At 71.6% G+C, this 18,248-nt stretch carries 16 protein-coding genes and 2 riboswitches; of the genes, 6 read left to right on the top strand and 10 right to left on the bottom strand.

The window, feature by feature from the left end:
* Nucleotides 1-55: 55 nt before the first annotated feature.
* Nucleotides 56-3,775, bottom strand: coding sequence for a cobaltochelatase subunit CobN (gene cobN, locus Q9S36_RS49850; protein ID WP_311292150.1), 3,720 nt, complete (start codon nucleotides 3,773-3,775; stop codon nucleotides 56-58).
* A gap of 28 nt (nucleotides 3,776-3,803) precedes the next feature.
* A riboswitch (cobalamin riboswitch) is annotated at nucleotides 3,804-3,936 on the bottom strand.
* Nucleotides 3,937-4,052: 116 nt separating this feature from the next.
* Between cobN and Q9S36_RS49845 the strand changes: the two genes are divergently transcribed.
* The gene (locus Q9S36_RS49845) at nucleotides 4,053-4,862 is read left to right on the top strand and encodes a hypothetical protein (RefSeq protein WP_311292149.1); all 810 of its coding nucleotides are present in this window, start codon (nucleotides 4,053-4,055) and stop codon (nucleotides 4,860-4,862) included.
* A gap of 117 nt (nucleotides 4,863-4,979) precedes the next feature.
* Here Q9S36_RS49845 and Q9S36_RS49840 read toward each other — a convergent pair whose 3' ends face one another.
* Nucleotides 4,980-5,273, bottom strand: coding sequence for a hypothetical protein (locus Q9S36_RS49840; protein ID WP_311292148.1), 294 nt, complete (start codon nucleotides 5,271-5,273; stop codon nucleotides 4,980-4,982).
* 231 nt (nucleotides 5,274-5,504) lie between these two features.
* Entirely contained in the window at nucleotides 5,505-6,239 is a 735-nt protein-coding gene (locus Q9S36_RS49835; RefSeq protein WP_311292147.1) for a class I SAM-dependent methyltransferase, read from the bottom strand.
* A 51-nt stretch (nucleotides 6,240-6,290) separates the two neighbouring features.
* Nucleotides 6,291-6,369, top strand: a riboswitch (cobalamin riboswitch).
* 49 nt (nucleotides 6,370-6,418) lie between these two features.
* Here Q9S36_RS49835 and Q9S36_RS49830 point away from each other — a divergent pair.
* Genes Q9S36_RS49830 through Q9S36_RS49820 form a run of 3 tightly spaced genes read left to right on the top strand, consistent with a single transcriptional unit; the run spans nucleotide 6,419 to nucleotide 9,368 of the window.
* Nucleotides 6,419-7,072, top strand: a complete 654-nt coding sequence (locus Q9S36_RS49830) for a precorrin-8X methylmutase (RefSeq protein ID WP_311292146.1) — start codon at nucleotides 6,419-6,421, stop codon at nucleotides 7,070-7,072.
* Entirely contained in the window at nucleotides 7,069-8,625 is a 1,557-nt protein-coding gene (locus Q9S36_RS49825; protein ID WP_311292145.1) for a precorrin-2 C(20)-methyltransferase, read from the top strand. Before Q9S36_RS49830 ends, Q9S36_RS49825 begins: the two co-directional genes overlap by 4 nt.
* Nucleotides 8,622-9,368, top strand: a complete 747-nt coding sequence (locus tag Q9S36_RS49820; protein ID WP_311292144.1) for a cobalt-precorrin-4/precorrin-4 C(11)-methyltransferase — start codon at nucleotides 8,622-8,624, stop codon at nucleotides 9,366-9,368. The genes Q9S36_RS49825 and Q9S36_RS49820 overlap by 4 nt, the downstream gene beginning before the upstream one ends.
* Nucleotides 9,369-9,434: 66 nt before the next feature.
* Here the strand turns inward: Q9S36_RS49820 and Q9S36_RS49815 are convergent, their stop codons facing one another.
* From Q9S36_RS49815 to Q9S36_RS49790, 6 genes are all read right to left on the bottom strand, one after another.
* Nucleotides 9,435-9,974, bottom strand: coding sequence for a GNAT family N-acetyltransferase (locus Q9S36_RS49815; protein WP_311292143.1), 540 nt, complete (start codon nucleotides 9,972-9,974; stop codon nucleotides 9,435-9,437).
* A 41-nt stretch (nucleotides 9,975-10,015) separates the two neighbouring features.
* Entirely contained in the window at nucleotides 10,016-11,077 is a 1,062-nt protein-coding gene (locus Q9S36_RS49810) for a hypothetical protein (protein WP_311292142.1), read from the bottom strand.
* The gene (locus Q9S36_RS49805) at nucleotides 11,074-12,765 is read right to left on the bottom strand and encodes a hypothetical protein (protein WP_311292141.1); all 1,692 of its coding nucleotides are present in this window, start codon (nucleotides 12,763-12,765) and stop codon (nucleotides 11,074-11,076) included. The genes Q9S36_RS49810 and Q9S36_RS49805 overlap by 4 nt, the downstream gene beginning before the upstream one ends.
* Nucleotides 12,766-12,914: 149 nt before the next feature.
* A complete protein-coding gene (locus tag Q9S36_RS49800) occupies nucleotides 12,915-13,343 on the bottom strand; it encodes a protein-tyrosine phosphatase family protein (RefSeq protein WP_311292140.1) in 429 nt (142 codons plus the stop codon).
* Between the two features lie 76 nt (nucleotides 13,344-13,419).
* A complete protein-coding gene (locus Q9S36_RS49795) occupies nucleotides 13,420-13,695 on the bottom strand; it encodes a Fe-S cluster assembly protein HesB (protein WP_311292139.1) in 276 nt (91 codons plus the stop codon).
* 79 nt (nucleotides 13,696-13,774) lie between these two features.
* Entirely contained in the window at nucleotides 13,775-15,427 is a 1,653-nt protein-coding gene (locus tag Q9S36_RS49790; protein ID WP_311292138.1) for a helicase, read from the bottom strand.
* A 186-nt stretch (nucleotides 15,428-15,613) separates the two neighbouring features.
* On the opposite strand from Q9S36_RS49790, the gene Q9S36_RS49785 reads away from it, so the two are divergent.
* Together Q9S36_RS49785 and Q9S36_RS49780 are read left to right on the top strand one after the other, a co-directional pair.
* On the top strand, nucleotides 15,614-16,213 hold the full coding sequence (locus Q9S36_RS49785; protein WP_311292137.1) for a hypothetical protein: 600 nt from the start codon (nucleotides 15,614-15,616) through the stop codon (nucleotides 16,211-16,213).
* 125 nt (nucleotides 16,214-16,338) lie between these two features.
* On the top strand, nucleotides 16,339-16,518 hold the full coding sequence (locus Q9S36_RS49780) for a hypothetical protein (protein WP_311292136.1): 180 nt from the start codon (nucleotides 16,339-16,341) through the stop codon (nucleotides 16,516-16,518).
* A gap of 1,236 nt (nucleotides 16,519-17,754) precedes the next feature.
* On the opposite strand, the gene Q9S36_RS49775 is transcribed toward Q9S36_RS49780, so the two are convergent.
* The gene (locus Q9S36_RS49775; protein WP_311292135.1) at nucleotides 17,755-18,066 is read right to left on the bottom strand and encodes a hypothetical protein; all 312 of its coding nucleotides are present in this window, start codon (nucleotides 18,064-18,066) and stop codon (nucleotides 17,755-17,757) included.
* Nucleotides 18,067-18,248 lie beyond the last annotated feature (182 nt).

Raw genomic sequence — 18,248 nt, 5'->3', positions numbered from 1 at the left:
GGTTGAGGTGCGAGGAGCGCCAGCGACGAGCCTCGAAACCCGCGACCCGCAGCGCTCACCGGTCCTCCAGCTCGCCCTCGACGTCGAGGTAGACCTGCTGGAGCGCGGCCATCACGTCGGCGTCCGGCGACTCCCACAGCCCCCGCTCGGCGGCCTCGTGCAGCCGCTCGACGATGCCGCGCAGCGCCCACGGGTTGGAGGTCCGGAGGAACTGCTGGTTGGTCTCGTCGAGGACGTACTCCTTCGCCAGCGACTCGTACATCCAGTCGTGCACGACGCCCGCCGTCGCGTCGAAGCCGAAGAGGTAGTCCACGGTGGCGGCGAGCTCGAAGGCGCCCTTGTAGCCGTGGCGCTGCATCGCACCGATCCACCGCGGGTTGACCACGCGCGCGCGGAAGACGCGGTTCGTCTCCTCCTGCAGCGTCCGGGTGCGCACCGCGTCCGGCGAGGTCGAGTCGCCGACGTACGCCTTGGGGTCGCTGCCGGTCAGCGCGCGCACGGTGGCGACCATGCCGCCGTGGTACTGGAAGTAGTCGTCGCTGTCGGCGATGTCGTGCTCGCGGGTGTCGACGTTCTTCGCGGCGACCTTGATCCGGCGGTAGTTCGTGCGCATGTCGTCGGCGGCCGGCGCGCCGTCGAGGTCGCGTCCGTAGGCGAAGCCGCCCCACGACGTGTAGACCTCGGCGAGGTCGTCGTCGCTGCGCCAGTTGCCCGACTCGACGACCTGGAGGATCCCGGCGCCGTACGACCCCGGCTTGGAGCCGAAGATCCGGGTCGTCGAGCGCCGCTCGTCGCCGTGCGCGGCGAGGTCGGCGCGGGCGTGGGCGCGGACGAAGTTCTGCTCGTCCGGCTCGTCGAGGCCGGCCACCAGGCGTACGGCGTCGTCGAGCATGGCGACCACGTGCGGGAAGGCGTCGCGGAAGAACCCGGAGATCCGCACGGTGACGTCGATGCGCGGCCGGCCGAGCTCGTCGAGCGGGACGACCTGCAGGTCGCTGACCCGGCGCGACCCCTCGTCCCACACCGGCCGGACGCCCAGCAGGGCCAGCACCTCGGCGATGTCGTCGCCGCTCGTGCGCATCGCGCTGGTGCCCCAGACCGACAGCCCGACCGACTGCGGCCACGAGCCGGTCTCGTCGAGGTACTTCGCGACGAGCGACTCGGCCATCGCCTGACCGGTCTGCCACGCGAGGCGGGAGGGCACCGCGCGGGGGTCGACGGTGTAGAAGTTGCGGCCGGTGGGCAGCACGTTGACCAGTCCGCGCAGCGGCGACCCCGACGGACCCGCGGCGATGAAGCCGCCGTCGAGGGCGTGGACGACGGCGTCGAGCTCGTCGGTGGTGCGGGCGAGCCGGGGCACGACCTGGGTGGCCGCGAACTCCAGCACCCGCTGCACCTCCGGGTCGTCGTGCAGCTCCTCGGCGCGCGCGACGTCCCAGTCGGCCTTGTCCATCTGCTCGACGAGGTCCCGAGCGATCCCCTCGATCCGGTCGACCTCGACGGTGGTCTCCACCTCAGGTGGTCGAGTAGACCCCGAGGGACGAGGGGTCGTATCGAGACCCAGGCCGAGCGCCGTCCGCAGCCCCGGCACCGCCTGCGCCTGCCCGCCGAAGACCTGCGCGGCGCGGAGGATCGCGAGCACGAGGTTGACCCGGGCCTCACCCGACGGCGCCTCGCCGAGGACGTGCAGCCCGTCGCGGATCTGCGCGTCCTTGATCTCGCAGAGCCAGCCGTCGACGTGCATGATGAAGTCGTCGAAGTCCTCCGCGTCCGGCTGCTCGTCGAGCCCGAGGTCGCGGTGCATCTCGGCAGCGTGCATCAGCTGCCAGATCTCGCCGCGGATCGCCGGCAGCTTGGCCGGGTCCATCGCGGCGATGTTGGCGTGCTCGTCGAGGAGCTGCTCTAGGCGGGCGATGTCGCCGTACGACTCCGCGCGGGCCATCGGCGGCACCAGGTGGTCGACGATCGTCGCGTGCGCGCGCCGCTTGGCCTGCGCGCCCTCGCCCGGGTCGTTGACGAGGAACGGGTAGACCATCGGCAGGTTGCCGAGCGCGGCATCGGTGCCGCAGCTCGCCGACAGCGCGGCGTTCTTGCCGGGCAGCCACTCCAGCGAGCCGTGCTTGCCGAGGTGGACGACCGCATCGGCCTTGAACCCGTGCTCGAGCCACCGGTAGGCGCCCAGGTAGTGGTGGGTCGGCGCGAGGTCGGGGTCGTGGTAGATCGCGATGGGGTTCTCCCCGAAGCCCCGCGGCGGCTGGATGAGGAGTACGACGTTGCCCGCGCGCACGGTCGCCAGCACGAGCTCGCCGGCGTCGTTGACGAACAGCGAGCCCGGCGCCGCGCCCCACGCCTCGACCATCTCGGCCCGCAGGTCGTCGGGCAGGTCGCGGGTCCACTCGGCGTACTGCTCCGGCGTGATCCGCACGTGCGCGTCGGTCAGCTGCGCCTGGGTCAGCCACTCCTCGTCCTGCCCGCCGGCCGCGATCAGGGCGTGGATCAGCGCGTCGCCCTTCTCGGTGTCGGTCGCGTCGCGGTCGAGGATCTCGACGACCTCGCCCGCACCCAGGTCGTACCCCTCCGCCCGCAGCCGCTGCAGCAGCCGGATCGCGGAGACGGGGGTGTCGAGCCCCACGGCGTTGCCGATGCGCGCGTGCTTGGTGGGGTACGCCGACAGCACGAGGGCCAGCCGCTTCTCGGCGTTCGGGATCCGGCGCAGGCGCGCGTGGCGGACCGCGATGCCCGCGACCCGCGCGCACCGCTCGGGGTCGGCGACGTAGTGCGGGAGCCCGTCGGCGTCGACCTCCTTGAAGGAGAACGGCGCAGTGATGATCCGCCCGTCGAACTCGGGGATCGCGATCTGCGTGGCGGAGTCCATCGGGCTCACGCCGTCGTCGGACGCCTCCCACTCGGCCCGGCTGCTCGTCAGGCAGAGGCCCTGGATGATCGGGATGTCGAGCGCCGACATCCGCGCGACGTCCCACGACTCGTCGTCCCCGCCGGCGCTCGCGCCCGCCGGCACGCTGCCGCCCGCCGCGAGGACCGTCACGACGAGCGCGTCGAGCGTGCCGAGCGCGTCGTACAGCTCGTCGGGAGCGGCGCGCAGGGAGCCGGCGAAGACCGGTACGCCGACCGCCTCCCCCGTCGCGTCGATCGCGTCGGCGAGGGCGTGGGCGAAGGCGGTGTTCCCGCTCGCCTCGTGGGCGCGGTAGTACAGCACCCCGATCCTGCTCTTCTCGGTGGTTGAGGTGCGAGGAGCGCCCGACCCCCCGGCGGTTGAGGTGCGAGGAGCGCCCGACCCCCCGGTGGTTGAGGCGCGAGGAGCGCCAGCGACGAGCCTCGAAACCTCCGGTCGCTCGGCGAACCCCCACTGCGGCAGCACCGCCGGCGGCTCGAACCCCTCGCCGGTGAGCAGCACGGTGTCGGAGAGGAAGGCGTGCAGCTGGCGGAGGTTCTCCGGGCCACCCTCGGCGAGGTAGCGGTGTGCCTCGGCGGCGACGCCGATCGGGACCGACGACAGCTCCATCAGCTCGGCGCTCGGCGACTGCTCCCCGCCCAGCACGACGACGGGCATGCCCGTCGCGGCAACGCGAGTGAAGCCGGAGCAGAGGTCCTGCGGCGAGCCGAGCAGCCGCCCGACCACCAGGTCGCACCCCTCGATGACCTCGGCCATCGGCTGGTGGCCGGGACGCGCCGGGTTGGCGAGGACGTAGTCGGCGCCGGACGCCCGCGCGCTCAGCAGGTCGGTGTCGGATGTGGACAGCAGTGCGATGCGCACGGTTTCCTCCCGGGGGTTCTCGCCCCTCGTTTGTCGGATCCCGCGTGGTCCAGTGTCTGGCTCAGGCCCATTGCTGGGCCCTCACAGTGGCGGAACCGCCCCGGACTCGCACCGGGTTCCTGGGTTCCACGCGGAGTGGTGCCGCGAGCCTAGCGCCCCTCCATCGGTGGTTGAGGTGCGAGCGCAGCGAGCCTCGAAACCTCCGACATCGTGGAACATCCGAGCCACCAGATGACTCGAACCTTCCACGATCTTCGGCCAGTGCCACACTCACCCCGTGACCCGCACCCGAGGCGACTTGTGCCCAGGCGTCTTCCGCCCATGGCCCGCCGATGACGGCGCGCTGGTCCGCCTGCGCATCCCCGGCGGCCACGTGAGCCGTACGACGCTCGCCGCGCTCCTCGACGTCGCCGAGGCCTACGGAGACGGCGAGGTCCACCTCACCAAGCGGGCCAACCTCCAGCTGCGCGCCCTGCCGCTGGTCGACGGCGCCGTACCGCCCGAGGTGGTCGAGGCGATCCGCGCGACCGGCTTGCTCCCCCACCCCGACCACGAGCTGGTCCGCAACGTCCTCGTCTCGCCCCTCACCGGCCTGCACGGTGGCCGCGCCGACCTCCGCGGGGTGGCCGCCGAACTCGACGAGCGCGTCTGCGCGACGCCGTCCCTCGCGAAGCTCCCCGGCCGATTCCTCCTCGTCCTCGACGACGGCCGGGGCGACCTCGTCGACCGCTCCTGCGACCTCGGGCTGGTCGCGCTGTCACCCGACGAGGTGCAGCTCCGCATCGGCTCGACCCACTGGGGCCCGGTCGTCCCGATCTCCGAGGCGGCGGCCCGCCTCACCGGCCTCGCCCGCGCGTTCCAGCAGGTCCGCGACGCCGCTTGGCACGTCGACGAGCTTCCGGTCCCACCCGCCTCCCAGCCTGCCGACCCGCGCCTGTCTGCGGCGAGCGAGCCCCCGCCGTACGGCGAGGTGGCGGAGGGCATCGCCCACGTCCAGATCCCCGGCGGCGTGCTCGATCGCGCGGCCATCGACGGCCTGCCGGAGCAGCTGGTCGTCACGCCGTGGAAGTCGCTCATCACCCACTGACGGCGACACCACGCAGGCAGTTCGCGGAAGGATCCGCGTCGCCCACGCTCGGCGGCCGCGACACACCGGCGAACTGCCCGCGCTGGTGCACCGATCCGGCCCGCCCCCGCCAACCTCTCAGCCCGGGTGGTCGTCCCGGCGCCCGCTTCCGAGCCACACACCCGTCGCGACAGCACCGGTCAACGCCAGCATCACGCCACCCAGCGCCACCACACTGCCGGCGATCAGGTCGAGCGGCAGACCCTCCTTCGGAGGATCCATCTCCGGCAGCGGCAGCCCGTTGTTCAACCCGTCGACGCGGTAGCCGATCGGCTCCGGATCGTCCCGGAACACGATCCCCAACCCGATGACGACGAGCACCGCGCCGCCCGTGAGCAGCAACGCCACCGTCCGCTTCAGCCGATCGTCCATCCGTCCCCCTCAGGTCGCGGCCAGAAGATAGCGCGGCTGAGCGGTCGTCGCGGGCCGAACCGAGGACGACGCACTTCACCGCCAGACCGCCGCCCAGGGTGGCGGCACATCGCACCTTCAAGGCCAGCCCACGCGCGATCTGCCGCCACCCCCCGGCACAACAAGAGCCCGACCTCGGTGGTTGAGGTGCGAGCGAAGCGAGCCTCGAAACCTGCGGTCACCCGTCGGCGCTCAGCGGTCGACGCGCCGCAGCAGGTGGAGCACGGTCTGGTAGTGCTCGGTGACTCGCCCACCGAGGTCGAGTGCCGCGCGCTCGGCCTGCGCGACCTCCGAGGCCGTCCAGTCGCTGAAGGTCCGGAACAGCCGCCCGACCGCGTCGGCGTCCAGGTCGATGGACCACCCCCAGTGCTCGCTGCGCAGGTGCTCGAACCACCCGCCAGCCGTCAGCTCGGCCACGGTCGGCCGCGCCTCGCGGGGACCGTCGTCGTCGGCCTGACCCCGCTCCGCGACGATCGCCGCCACGCGATCACGGAAGTCGGTCCGGACGGTGTCGTCGCCGAAGACCGTCCGCCAGACGGCGAGCTGCCCACCCGGCCGCAGCGTGCGGTGCAGCTTCGGCAGCCCGACGGCCAGGTCGACCCAGTGCATCGCCGTCGCCGAGACCACGGCGTCGAAGTCCGCCGGGGCGAGATGGGCCTCCTCCAGGCTGGACACGACGACCTCGGCGGCAGGCACGGCCTCGCCGAGGATCGCGGCCAGCCCAGGGCCGGGCTCGAGGGCCACCACTTCGCTGCCGCGCTCGACGATCGGACCGGTGGCCAAGCCTGCACCGGCACCCACGTCCAGCACCCGGCGGCCGGGCCCGATGGCGCCCGCCTGCTCGAGCGTGTCGAAGACGACGTCGGGGTACGGCGGCCGCGCGACGGCGTACTCGGTCGCGATCTCCTCGAAGTGGGATCCGGACACGCGACGACCCTAGCCGCGCGACCTGCCCTAGGCTGCCCCCGTCACGCGACGCAGGAACCCGGTGCGAGTCCGGGGCGGTTCCGCCACTGTCAGACCTCTCAGCACGACCGAGGGATCGAGCCAGACACTGCCCGCGCGGCGTTTCCAGCCGACCAGGGGCGCGAACCCCGAGGAGCCGTATGAGCCTGCTGTCCCGACCCACCCGTCGCTTCGACTACGTCGCCGACGGGGCCGCGATCTACGACGAGTCGTTCGCGACGATCCGCCGCGAGGCCCGCTTCGACCACCTGCCGGCCGACGCCGAGCGCGTCGCCGTACGCATGGTCCACGGCACCGGGCAGACCGACCTCACCGACGACCTCGTCATCCACCCGCGCCTGGTGAGCGCGGCGCGCGGGGCGCTCGAGGCTGGCGCGCCGATCATCACCGACGCTTACATGGTCGCCTCCGGTGTCACCCGCAAGCGGCTCCCACGGGACAACGAGGTCCTCTGCGCGCTGCACGACCCGCGCACGCCCGACCTCGCGATGCTGATGGGCACCACCCGCTCGGCCGCCGCGCTCTCCCTCCTCGAGGACCGGCTCGAGGGCGCGGTCGTCGCGATCGGCAACGCCCCCACCGCGCTCTTCCACCTCCTCGAGATGCTGCTCGACGGCGCTCCGCGCCCGGCCGCCATCGTCGGCTGCCCGGTCGGCTTCATCGGCGCCGCCGAGTCCAAGCAAGCCTTGGAGGAGGTCGACCTCGACATCCCCTACCTCACCGTCCGCGGCCGGCGCGGCGGCTCGGCGATGACCGCCTCCGCCCTCAACGCGCTCGCCCAGGAGAAGGAGTGACCGGCCGGCTGTACGGCGTCGGGCTCGGCCCCGGCGACCCCGAGCTGATCACCCGCAAGGCCGCCCGGCTGATCGGGTCGGCCGACGTGATCGCCTTCCACGCCGGCGTCGGCAAGACCTCCAACGCCCGCACCATCGCCGCCGACCTGATCCCGGCGACCGCCATCGAGGAGGAGCTCCGCTACCCCGTCACCACCGGCACCACCGCGCACCCGGGCGGGTACGCCGGCGCGATGGCGGAGTTCTACGAGTCCTGTTCCGCCCGCCTCGGGGCCCACCTGTCGGCCGGCCGCACGGTCGTCGTCCTGGCCGAGGGCGACCCGCTGTTCTACGGCTCGTTCATGTACCTCCACGACCGGCTGTCCGACCGCTTCCCGACCGAGGTCGTCCCCGGCGTGCCCGCCTTCGCCGCCGCCACCGCCGTCCTCGCCACACCGCTCGTGCGCCAGACCGACGTGCTCACCGTGCTCCCCGGCACCCTGCCGGTCCCCGAGCTCGCCCGCCGCCTCGCCGACACCGACGGCGCGATCATCATGAAGCTCGGCCGCACCTTCCCCGGCGTCGTCGAGGCGCTGCGCCAGGCCGGCCGCCTCGAGCACGCGCTGTACGTCGAGCGCGCCTCGATGCCGGCCGAGCGCTGGATGCCGGTGGTCGATGTCGACCCCGCCACGGTGCCGTACTTCTCCCTCATCGTCGTCCCCGGCGACAGCCTCGCCGCCGACCCCCACGGCCGGAGGAGTCATTCGCCGGTTGAGGTGCGAGCGGAGCGAGCCTCGAAACCACACCCTTCCCCGGCGGTTGAGGTGCGAGCGCAGCGAGCCTCGAAACCACACCCCCTGAAGGTCATCGGCCTCGGCCCCGGCCCCGACCGCTGGCTCACCCCGGAGGCGACGGAAGCCCTGGCCGACGTCGACCACGTCGTCGGCTACGCGCCGTACGTCGCCCGCGTCCCGCAGCGCGAGGGCCTCACCCGCCACGCGTCCGGCAACACCGTCGAGGTCGACCGCGCCCGCCTCGCTCTGGAGCTCGCAAGCACGGGCGAGAAGGTGGCCGTCGTGTCCGGCGGCGACGCGGGGGTGTTCGGGATGGCGAGCGCGGTGTTCGAGGCGGCGGCCGACCACCCCGACGTACCGATCGAGGTGCTCCCCGGCGTCAGCGCCGTCCAGGCCGTCGGTGCCAAGGCGGGCGCCCCCATCGGCGCGGACTTCGCGGTCATGTCGCTGAGCGACCGGCTCAAGCCGTGGCCGGTGATCGAGAAGCGGCTGCACGCCATCGCCGAGGCCGACCTCGTGCTTGCGGTCTACAACCCCGCCTCCCGCAGCCGCACCACCCAGGTCGCCGACCTCCAGAAGCTGTTCCTCGAGCACCGCAGCCCCGACACGGTCGTCGTGGTCGGCCGCGACGTCGGCCGCGCCGAGGAGTCGCTGACCGTGACCACCCTCGCCGAGCTCGAGGCCGACACGGTCGACATGTTGTGCCTGCTGATCGTGGGCGCCTCCTCGACGCGCGTGACGGCCACCGGCCAGGTGTGGACGCCGAGGTTCGTGGAGTGACGGTCCACTTCGTCGGCGCCGGCCCGGGCGCAGCCGACCTCATCACGCTCCGCGCGGCGTCGCTGCTCGCGGCCGCCGACGTCGTGCTCTACCCGGGGACCTACCTCGACGCCGAGGTCCTCGCCCACTGCCCCGACGCGCGCCGCGTCGACACCCAGCGCCTCGACCTCGACCAGATCACCGCGGTCATGGTGGACGCTGCCCAGGAGGGCCAGGAGGTCGTCCGCCTCACCTCCGGCGACCCGTCCCTCTACTCCGCCCTCGCCGAGCAGACCGCCCGCCTCGACGCCGCCGGGGTCGCGTGGGACGTGTGCCCGGGCGTCCCGGCGTACGCCGCCGCTGCCGCCGCCGTCGGCCGCGAGCTCACCGTCCCGCTCGTCGCGCAGTCGGTGGTGCTGACGCGGACGCAGGCCCGCTCCACAGCGATGCCGCAGACCGAGTCGCTCGCCGCCTTCGCCGCCACCCGCGCCACGCTGGTGCTGCACCTCGCGATCACGAGGACCAGGTCGCTCGCCGATTCACTGGTCGACGAGTACGGCGCCGACTGCCCCGCCGTGGTGGTCCACCGCGCGTCCCAGCCCGACGAGCTCGTCCTCAGGGGCACGCTGGCCGACATCGCCGACCAGGTCGAGGCCGCCGGCTTGAAGCAGGCAGCGGTCATCCTCGTCGGCCGGGCTCTCGCCCGCGACGGAGCCGAGTCCTGGCTCTACCAGGCCGACCGCCCCCGCCCGACCGCTGGTTGAGGTGCGAGCGAAGCGAGCCTCGAAACCACACCGTCCAGCACCGCTGGCGCCCCTCCGTGCCGATGCTCAGTCGTGGAGGAGGCGCTGGAAGAGCGCGTGGTCCTGCCAGCGACCGGCGAGCTTGAGGTACGCCGGCGCCATGCCGTACTGCTCGAACCCGCACCGGCGCAGCACGACCTGCGAGCTGACGTTGTGCAGCAACGTGCCGGCCTCGATGCGGTGCAGGCCGACCTCGTCGCGTGCCACCTCGACGACGCGGCCCAGTGCCCGGGTCGCGAGCCCCTGGCCCTGGTGACCCGCGTCGACCCAGTAGCCGAGGTTGGCGCTCTGGAAAGGCCCCCGGACGACGTTGGACAGGGTGATCCGGCCGACCAGGTGGCCGTCGAGCGCCATCACGAACGGGTGCTCCTGACCGCGCGCGTGGCGCTCGAGCTGGCCACGGACGACGCTCGCCTGGTGGTCGAGGGTGTAGAACGACTCGTCACGGAGCGGCTCCCACGGAGTCAGGTGCTCACGGTTCGCCACGACCAGGGCGTGCAGGGCGTCGACGTCGTCGGCCTGGACCAGCCGCACCTCGAAGCGCCCGCTCGGCTGCGGTTCGGACACGCGACGACGCTATCCCAGGTCGTGCGCGGGATGGTGTGGCGTCACGCGTCGGGGTCGATGCTGCGATCCCGAGGCAACCCGAAGGGCCGGTCGGCCGGCAGGTTGACGCCCTCCTCGGTGCCCTCGACGACCGAGCACTCGCCGCTGGGGACGGTGCAGGTGAGGAGGACCGGCGAGGTCCAGTCGACGTCCGAGCCGTCCCTCGACGGGGTGATCGCGACCGCCGTGAGGTCGTCGATCCACCCGCCGAGCCTCCACTCCTCCAGGGGCGGGCCGGACACGTCCGGCGAGCCGAGCGGGCCGGTCGCGTCGGGGACCGAGGTGGTGACCCGTTCGCCGTCGGCCGACTCCAGCACCGGTGTCGCGCCGAATTCCTGCGCCGGGATCTGCCACGAGCGGTCGGAGTTCCACAGGGGCGGCGTCCGGTGCAGGGCCTGGTACCACTCGGTCTGGCGGATCGCGTCCCAGTCGAGCGGGTCGGTGGTCGAGTCGCCGGTCGACAGGTCGTAGGTGATGAGCTCGTCGAGCCCCGCGACGTACGCCGTCTGGTCCACCACCCCGAGCATGCCGACGGGCGCGTCCTCGTAGAGGTCCGTCCAGTCGACGTCGTCCGAGCCGGACGGGACCAGGCCCTCGTCGCTGCGGACGACCACCTCGCCGGTGGTCACGTCGACCACGACCGCCTCGGCCGCACCGGCGCCCTCCTCGAGCCGGTCGATGAACGCCAGCCAGCGGCCGTCCGCCGACGTGGTCAGGCTCCCGATGGCGGGGTGCGCGTCGAGGTCCTCGATGCCGTCGCCGGTCGCCACCCTGAGCTGCGGCAGCCGGTTGCCCTCCAGCTCACCGGGCTCCGCGGACGCGAACCACACTCCCGGCCCCGCGACGACGTACGACCCGGCGAGGTCCTCGAGGTCGATGCTCGCCCCGGCGCCGAGGTGGACCGTGCTGCCGCTCGCCCAGACCAGGCCAGCGCTGTCGACGGGGGTCGACGACGAGGGCCAGCGCTCGGCGCTCGCAGTCGGCTCGTCGTCGTCCCCGCAGGCGGTCGTCAGGACGAGCGCCCCGACGAGGGCGGCAGCGAGCAGCGGGATCCGAGGCATCACGAGACGAATCGTTGCAGGAAGCCGAAGAGCCCGTCGCTGCGCGAGTCGGCGTCCTCGTAGTCGTTGGCGGCCGCGATCAGTCCCGACGCCGTCGTGTCGGAGGAGAGCCGCGACTCCTCGATCCAGGTGGCGGTCGTGTCGACGTACGAGTCGACGGTCGACACCAGTGCCCCCGCGCCCGGCGCGACACCGAGGCTCGATGGCGGCAGGTTGAGCCGCGACACCCGCTGCTGCGCGCGGTCGAGCCCGCGCTCGGCGTCGGCGAACCACGCGCTGGCGGCCTGCAGCGTCGCCGGCACCACGTCGACCTGGCCGGCGAGCCCGAGCTCGTCGTACGGCGTGAGCGTCATGAAGGTGCCCGCCCACAGGTCGTCGGGGTCCTTGCCGTCGGGCGAGACGTAGGGCGAGGCCCCGGACTCGTGCGTCGTGACGAGGCCGTCGGGGAGCATCACCACGCCCTCCGACATGTTGGGGAGGTCGACGGTGCGCAGCGGGTCGGGCAGGGTCCCGCCACCGGCGATGTCGTGGAGGTTGTAGCTCTGCAGCTGGCTGGTCCGGTCGCGCCCGAACGAGGTGCTGAAGACGATCTCGTTGCCGCGCACCGCGATGCCCTGGGTCTGCGGCGGGATCGCGACGGGTCCCTGCTTGTCGCCCCAGCTCGTCGTCTCGGGGTCCCACGTGTAGGTGTACATCTCGCCGGGGCCGTCCTCCTCGAAGCTGCCGACGTACATCGTGTCGCCGCTGACGGTGGCCGCGGCGCCGGCTCCGACCGGCATTGGCGGACCGCTGGGCTGGACCGTGTCCGTCGGCGTCGCGCCGGTGAACTGGGAGAGGGAGTACGGAACCATCGTCGGGTTGTCGGTGTCGCTCGAGGCGACCCACACCGTGCCGTCGTGCACGACCACCCCGCCGGCGTGGTTGGGCGGCAGGCCGGAGCCGCCGCCGAGCTCGACGGTGTTGAGGACCTGGCCGGTGTCGGGGTCGATGATCGTGAGGTTGGCGAGGTAGACGGTCTCGCCGGTCTCGGGGTCGACGGCCTTCTCGTAGCCGGTCTGGATCAGGTTGCCGTCCGGCGTCAGGCCCAGGCCCTGCGGCGTCCAGCCCCGGTCGTCCTGCCCCGTGCCGAAGGTCTCGGGGATGATCGGGCCGGGCATGGTGCCGTGCTCGAGGTCGCGCAGCATCGACTTGACCAGCCCGAGCTCTGCCCAGTCGGACTCGTCGGTGCTGTAGGGGTCGGTGGCGAGGAAGTCGCGCGCCTTCGCTAGGTCGTCGGCGTAGAAGCCGCGGACCTGCCCGAGGTTGTTGACCGCGGTGAACATCAGCAGGAACATCCCGAGCGCGTCGACGACCTTGGGCTTCTCGCGGCGGAACCACCCGATGACCTCGCCGGCCTGCTTCTCCATGTGGTCGTAGCCGTCGGCGGCCACCTCGAGCGCCAGGGTGACCCGGTTGAGGCGGTTGAAGCAGATCTCCGACGACGCCCGCGTCGCCCAGGCACGCATGTTGTACGACCGGCGGCCGGCGTCGCTGTCCCACGACGGCCGGTCCTGGGCGTAGCGGATGAGCTCGATGCTCTCGCGCACCTTCGCCATCGCCTCGGTCGTGTCGGCCGCGACCGAGCGGATGGTGCCCGAGCTGCCCGAGGTCATCTCGGCGTACAACGGCTCCGGGCCGATCCCCACCCCCATGCGATCTCCCCCTGTCGACGGCCGGCTGCCCGGCACGGAGGAAGGATGCCACCGAACCCGCCCCGCCAAACCCGTGGCACGTCAGCCTGTGGAGGGCGCCCGTCATCCGTTGGTTGAGGAGGGCGCGCAGCGCCCGTCTCGAAACCCAATCAGGTCGCCCCGAACCGCCCCACCCACCGCCGCTGCCACGGCGTCTCGACCGCGCGCGGGTGGTAGTGCTCGCGCACCCACGCGACCGCATCCTTGGCCGGTACGCCGTCGAGGACCGCGACGCACGCGATCGCCGTACCGGTGCGACCGCGGCCGCCGTCGCAGGCCAGCTCGACGCGCTCGTCGGCCGAGCGCTCCCACGCCTCCCGCAGGACGGCGTACGCCTCGTCGCGGTCGGCGGGCAGCCGGAAGTCGGGCCAGCGGACCCATCGGGACTCCCACGGCACCGGCTCGGGTGGGGCGCCGAGGAGGTAGATCCCGAGATCGGGCTCCGGTCCGTGCGGAATGCCGGAGCGAAGTCCGCGACCGCGCACCCGTCGGCCGGACGGCAGCTCCACGACGCCCGGCGCCGGTTCCCAGGTCGGCATGCCACTCAACCTAGCCATCCCGGGAACGGCAGGAGCCCCGGACCCGTGCGGGTCCGGGGCTCCTCGGAGCAAGCGGTCAGGCCTGCTGGCCCAGCGCGAACTGGATGTTGCCGTCCTCGTCCACGCCGCCGTCCAGCACCATCCCGTCGAGGGCCTGGGCCGCGTTGGCCTCGACCCAGACGGTGGCACCGCCCTGCTCGATGGTCTGGTCACCGTCGAGGGCGTGGTCGGCGGGGCTGACGGACAGCGACTGCCCGTCGGGCTCGGCCGCGATCCGGACGCCGGACATCTCCGGCACTTCCTCGCTGAGCTTGTTGACGATCTCGGTCACGTTCTCGGTGAGAGCAAGCATGGGCTCTCCTCCCGTATGGCGAATGTGTCCCCTCCACCATGACGAACTTCGGCCCCGCACTCAAACCGAGGGCCGACGGTCAGTCGCCGTCCTCGGTCAGGCTCGAGGCGGGCAGCCAGTCGGCACCGAGGAGCTGGGCGAGCTCCGCAAGCCCGGTGGTGTCGCTGCCGACCGTGTCCGAGGCGGCAGCGATCCGCTCGACCATCACCTTGCCCACCCGCTCCTCGACGGTGCCCTCGGCATAGGCGATGTGCCACGGCGAGACCTGGTGGTCGCGGTGCGTACGGCCGGTGACCTGCCGTCCGGCGATGCCGGAGAAGCGGGCCTGGTGGAAGACGCCGACCCGCGGCTCCGTGCTCGCGGTGCGGCCCTCGGCGAGGGTCTCGCCGGCGTGCAGGCTGATCGAGGCGACCGTGGTGAAGACGCACACCTTGGCCTCCCCGGTCTGGAACCGGAGCCGTTCGGCCTCCGGGTCGAACCGGTCGCGGCCGTAGATCGTGGCAACCTCAATGCCGGAGTCGCGCAGCCGGTCGGCGATCGGGTCCGCGGCGGTGCCGACGAACTCGACCGAGCACGCCACCTGCCGCTCGGCCTCGACCTGTTGTGCGATCCAGGCGACCGTCGAGTCGACGCGGATGAGCCCGGCCTTCTGCCGGAAGCGCAGGAGCGCCGCCCGGCCCTTCGCGACGTTGCGGCCGCGCCGGGCGATGTCCATCTCGCGACAGAACTCACCCCACTCGGCTTCGTACGCCGTCCGCTCCGCCGGCGACAGCGCCACCGGCATGCCCGAGATCGGCACCGGCCCCCACGGCGCCGCGCGGTGCAGCATCGCCGGCGGCCGCTCCTCGTCGAGCCAGCCGCGCACGAGCTTGAGGTCCGCCGCCCGCCGGGCCGGGTCGGTGGTCCAGGTCGCTCCGTACCGTCCCCGCTCCACCCCGACGCCGTGGCGCTCGAGCGCGTCAGCGAAGACGTCGCCGGGCTTCGTGGCGTTCGTCCATTCCTTCATCGACTCGCCGAGCACCTGCGCATAGGCCGGCGCGAGGTACGGCAGCTCGAGCGGCGTGTGCCCGGGCGTCGCAGTGGTCGCGATGACGAAGGGCGCCGTGTCGTGCGGCTTCCCGTGCCCGGAGATCCGCGCCCACAGCTTCCACCGCTTCGTCGTCGTACGACGCAGGGCGTGCGCCTCGTCCGCGATGATCACGTCCCAGGTGTGGTCCTTGACCTTCTCCAGCCGGTCCCACGTGATCACGACCCACTCCAGGCCACCGTCGCCCAGCGCGGTGATCGTGCGGCACCAGTGGCCGATGGTGATCGCGGCGGGCCGGTCGGCGACGACCAGCACCCGTCGCGCACCTCGGAGGTCGCCCACGGCGGTCGCTCCGAGGACCGCAGAGATCGTCTTGCCCACGCCCGGCTCGTCGGCGAGCAGGAAGAGCCGGCCGCCCGCCTCGGCGCGCGCCGCGATCGCATCGGCTGCCTCGAACTGGATCTTCCGGGGCTCGAGCGCGTCCGTCGGCTCGGGGTTGGGCGTCGGGGCGTCAGGATTGAGGGTGTTCTCGATGAACCGGCCGAGGGTGTGCGGCCCCGGGGCGTACGGCTTCAGGTGGGCGGGAAGTTCCCGCCCGACGTGGAGGTGGGTCTTGATGGCGGGGTGCCAGGTCGCACCCTCGACCTGGGTGCCGTACGGCACGTCGAGCACCCACAACCGCTCGCCCGGACCGGCAGCGGGCAACGGCCTCGGCTGCTTCGTGCCCCTCCGGCGTGGGGGCGCGCTCCGTCGACGAGCGCTGGATCGTCGAGAGCTGGCCACCTCCGGACGTTATCCACGTCTCCGCCGAGATCCGTGCTGCCTCGCCCACATCCACCGCCGGTCGGCAATCGTGACCTCCAGCGCACCGGCATCTGGTCTGATCAGCCCATGACCTTCAACCCGCCTCCTGGTGCAGTCCTCACAGGCACAGAGCCGTTCGACGGCCTCGATGCATCGGTCGCCGACTTCTGGAGGTTTGCCATGGCCGACCTCCGCACCAACAACGTTCGCGGCTACCTCGCGGAGTTTTTGGTTGCTCGCGCGGTTGGCGCGACCGCCCCGCGCGTCGAGTGGGATCCCTGGGATGTCACGGCGCCGGACGGAACCCGGATCGAGGTCAAGTCCTCCGGCTACTTGCAGGCCTGGGCACAGAAGAATCTGAGCCGCCCGACCTTTCGGGTCGCAGCCGCCTACGGATGGGACCCTGACACCGCCGTTTGGTCGACCGAGCAGGCATTCAACGCGGACGCGTACGTGTTCTGCCTGCATACCGCCACCACGCACGATGAGTACGACCCGTTGGAGGTGTCGCAGTGGCGGTTCTACGTCGCCGGCCAGGAGGCGGTCGCGGCGCGGGCCGGAGCATCCATGGGCCTCACCACGCTTGCCAAGGTCGCCGGGGATCCCGTGCGCCTGTCTGGGCTCCGCGACGCGATCACTTTGGCGGGCGAGCCGAGCCGGATCGCCCGCTCAAGACAGTCCTCCTAGACGTAGCCCGAACGCGGCGGATTGACGCAACTCAGGATCCAGTCGCACCGAGGCCCGTTGGAACCTTGCTTCACTTCGGCCGCGCTGCCAGGGGTCTGTCGGTGGGTCGGACTACGGTGTGACCCATGACCACCATCGATCACCCGACTCGGGAAGAGGTCCAGCAGCAGCGGGACGCGATCCTGGCGGCCATCGGACTCTCTGCGGAAGAGCTTGCCGAGCGTGCCGCCTCCGGCGAACTGGTAGGCGAAGAGTGGTCGGCGTGGGCCGAGGTTGAGGAACTCGGGTACCTCCTCGGTGAGTGACGCCGACTCCTCTCTAGAGGATCAAGCTCGGAGCTTCAGCGACAAGATTGGGCAACTCCTCACGCAATGCCTTCCGAATTCGCCAACGATGCGTGTCAGCGTGGTTGGCGGAAAGGTCAGGATCAGGCCCGAAGGCCAAACCAGTGAGCAGGGCGGCGTCCCTCTTCACGTGAACGGCACGCCGCTCGCGTGGCTGCGGATCAGCTACTCATGTCGGTCCGACAGCACCCGTAGGTATCTCGCGGTCGACACCTCGAAGTTGTGGATCGTGTCTACGCGCGACCGGTCGCCTCTCTTCAGGTTCGAGTACAACTATGACGCTCGCACAGCCCCGCACTCGCACATCCAGGTGCATGCGGAACGGGGCACCCTCAGTCATCTGCTCACCCGCACCGGGCATGGGCGCTCGCACGATATGTCCGCGCTCCACCTGCCCACGGGAGGCGCTCGATTCCGTCCTGACCTCGAGGATGTCGTTCAATTCGTCGTTGCAGAATGCGGGTTCGACAGCCTCGACGGTTGGCAGGATGCCGTAAACGAGAGGCGGGCGGAGTGGCGCGCTATCCAGACCCGCGCAGCCGTCAGAGCGATGGCGCCCTTGGCCGCCGCAGAGCTTCGGGACGCCGGCTACACGGTGATACCGCCGGAGGACGGAGAACCTCACCTCGGACGTAAGGCTCGTTACGCCTGGTGACTTCTGGGCATCAAGCGCGGATTGCGCGGCGCCACCCGTAGCCCCCGACGATCGCTTGTGGCTGCAGGCGGCGAAAGGACGCTCCTTGCGAGCGCGGTCTCCCGCCTCCCTCGTCGCGACGACCTTCTCTCAGGCCAACGGGCCGGTTCGATCCGAGCGGTAGAGCTCGGCGTCGCAATGAACGCAGTACTCGACGTGCGCAGGAGACTGGTCGATGTTCGTCGGTACCGGCCCAGCGCATTGGGGACAAGTGGTCATTCCTAACTCCTACACGAACGACCGCCGCGCGCACGGACGTTTGTGCAAACTCAGATGAGCGGACGACTGTCGTCGCCGACTATCGCCAACCTGGAAACCTTCGACGTCCTACGGCGCTTGCACGCGTCTGGCCGTGACCAACGACTGCTGAAGACGACGCTCGAGCCGATCCCGACCGTCCCCGGCAGGCGGCGGAAGGACGCGCTTGTCCTACTGCTCCGGATGCTCGTTCCGGGAGATCGGGCCCTGAGACCGCGGGCAGAGAGCCTGACTTCAAGTCGAGCTCAGTAGTCGGGGGTGAGATAGAGGTCGTTGCGACCGGTGGGCGCCCAGTCGTTCTCTGAGCGGGCGATGCACTGGACGGTGGCGCCCCCACTGGCTCGCTTCAGCCGCGCTTCGACTAAGTATGTGTAGCCACCGTCCCCGGTGATCGTCACTCCTCGGACTTGTCCTTCCGGGTAGCGCTCCTGCCAGGCCTTCTGGCAGTTGGCGATGGCTCGATCCTCTTGATCGACGACCGACTCTGGCTCCGTCTCGGCGCATCCTGAGAGGGCAAGGATGGAAGCGACGGCCAGCAACGTTCGATGATGACGCACGGCGCGATCCTATTGAGGGATCTCAGATGGGATTGGCGAATGCCTGAAGCAGGCGAACGGGTCCACGAGGGTGCGCAGCGTCCCGCATCGTCCGGTGTGCGACAGGCGGCGGAATGGGCTTGCTCGGCCTCGGACCGTTCGTGCAATTGCTCGTACGTGTTCAAGCCTCCACGCGAACCACG

The sequence above is a fragment of the Microbacterium sp. ARD31 genome (assembly GCF_031844425.1).
This window is presented reverse-complemented; position numbering and strand designations above follow the sequence as displayed.

Bases quoted from the DNA above. Each gene is read 5' to 3' on its own strand.
- Q9S36_RS49840 (WP_311292148.1), bottom strand. From the start codon at position 5,273: ATGGACGATCGGCTGAAGCGGACGGTGGCGTTGCTGCTCACGGGCGGC.
- Q9S36_RS49830 (WP_311292146.1), top strand. From the start codon at position 6,419: ATGAGCCTGCTGTCCCGACCCACCCGTCGCTTCGACTACGTCGCCGAC.
- Q9S36_RS49805 (WP_311292141.1), bottom strand. From the start codon at position 12,765: ATGGGGGTGGGGATCGGCCCGGAGCCGTTGTACGCCGAGATGACCTCG.
- Q9S36_RS49800 (WP_311292140.1), bottom strand. From the start codon at position 13,343: ATGCCGACCTGGGAACCGGCGCCGGGCGTCGTGGAGCTGCCGTCCGGC.
- Q9S36_RS49795 (WP_311292139.1), bottom strand. From the start codon at position 13,695: ATGCTTGCTCTCACCGAGAACGTGACCGAGATCGTCAACAAGCTCAGC.
- Q9S36_RS49785 (WP_311292137.1), top strand. From the start codon at position 15,614: ATGACCTTCAACCCGCCTCCTGGTGCAGTCCTCACAGGCACAGAGCCG.
- Q9S36_RS49780 (WP_311292136.1), top strand. From the start codon at position 16,339: ATGACCACCATCGATCACCCGACTCGGGAAGAGGTCCAGCAGCAGCGG.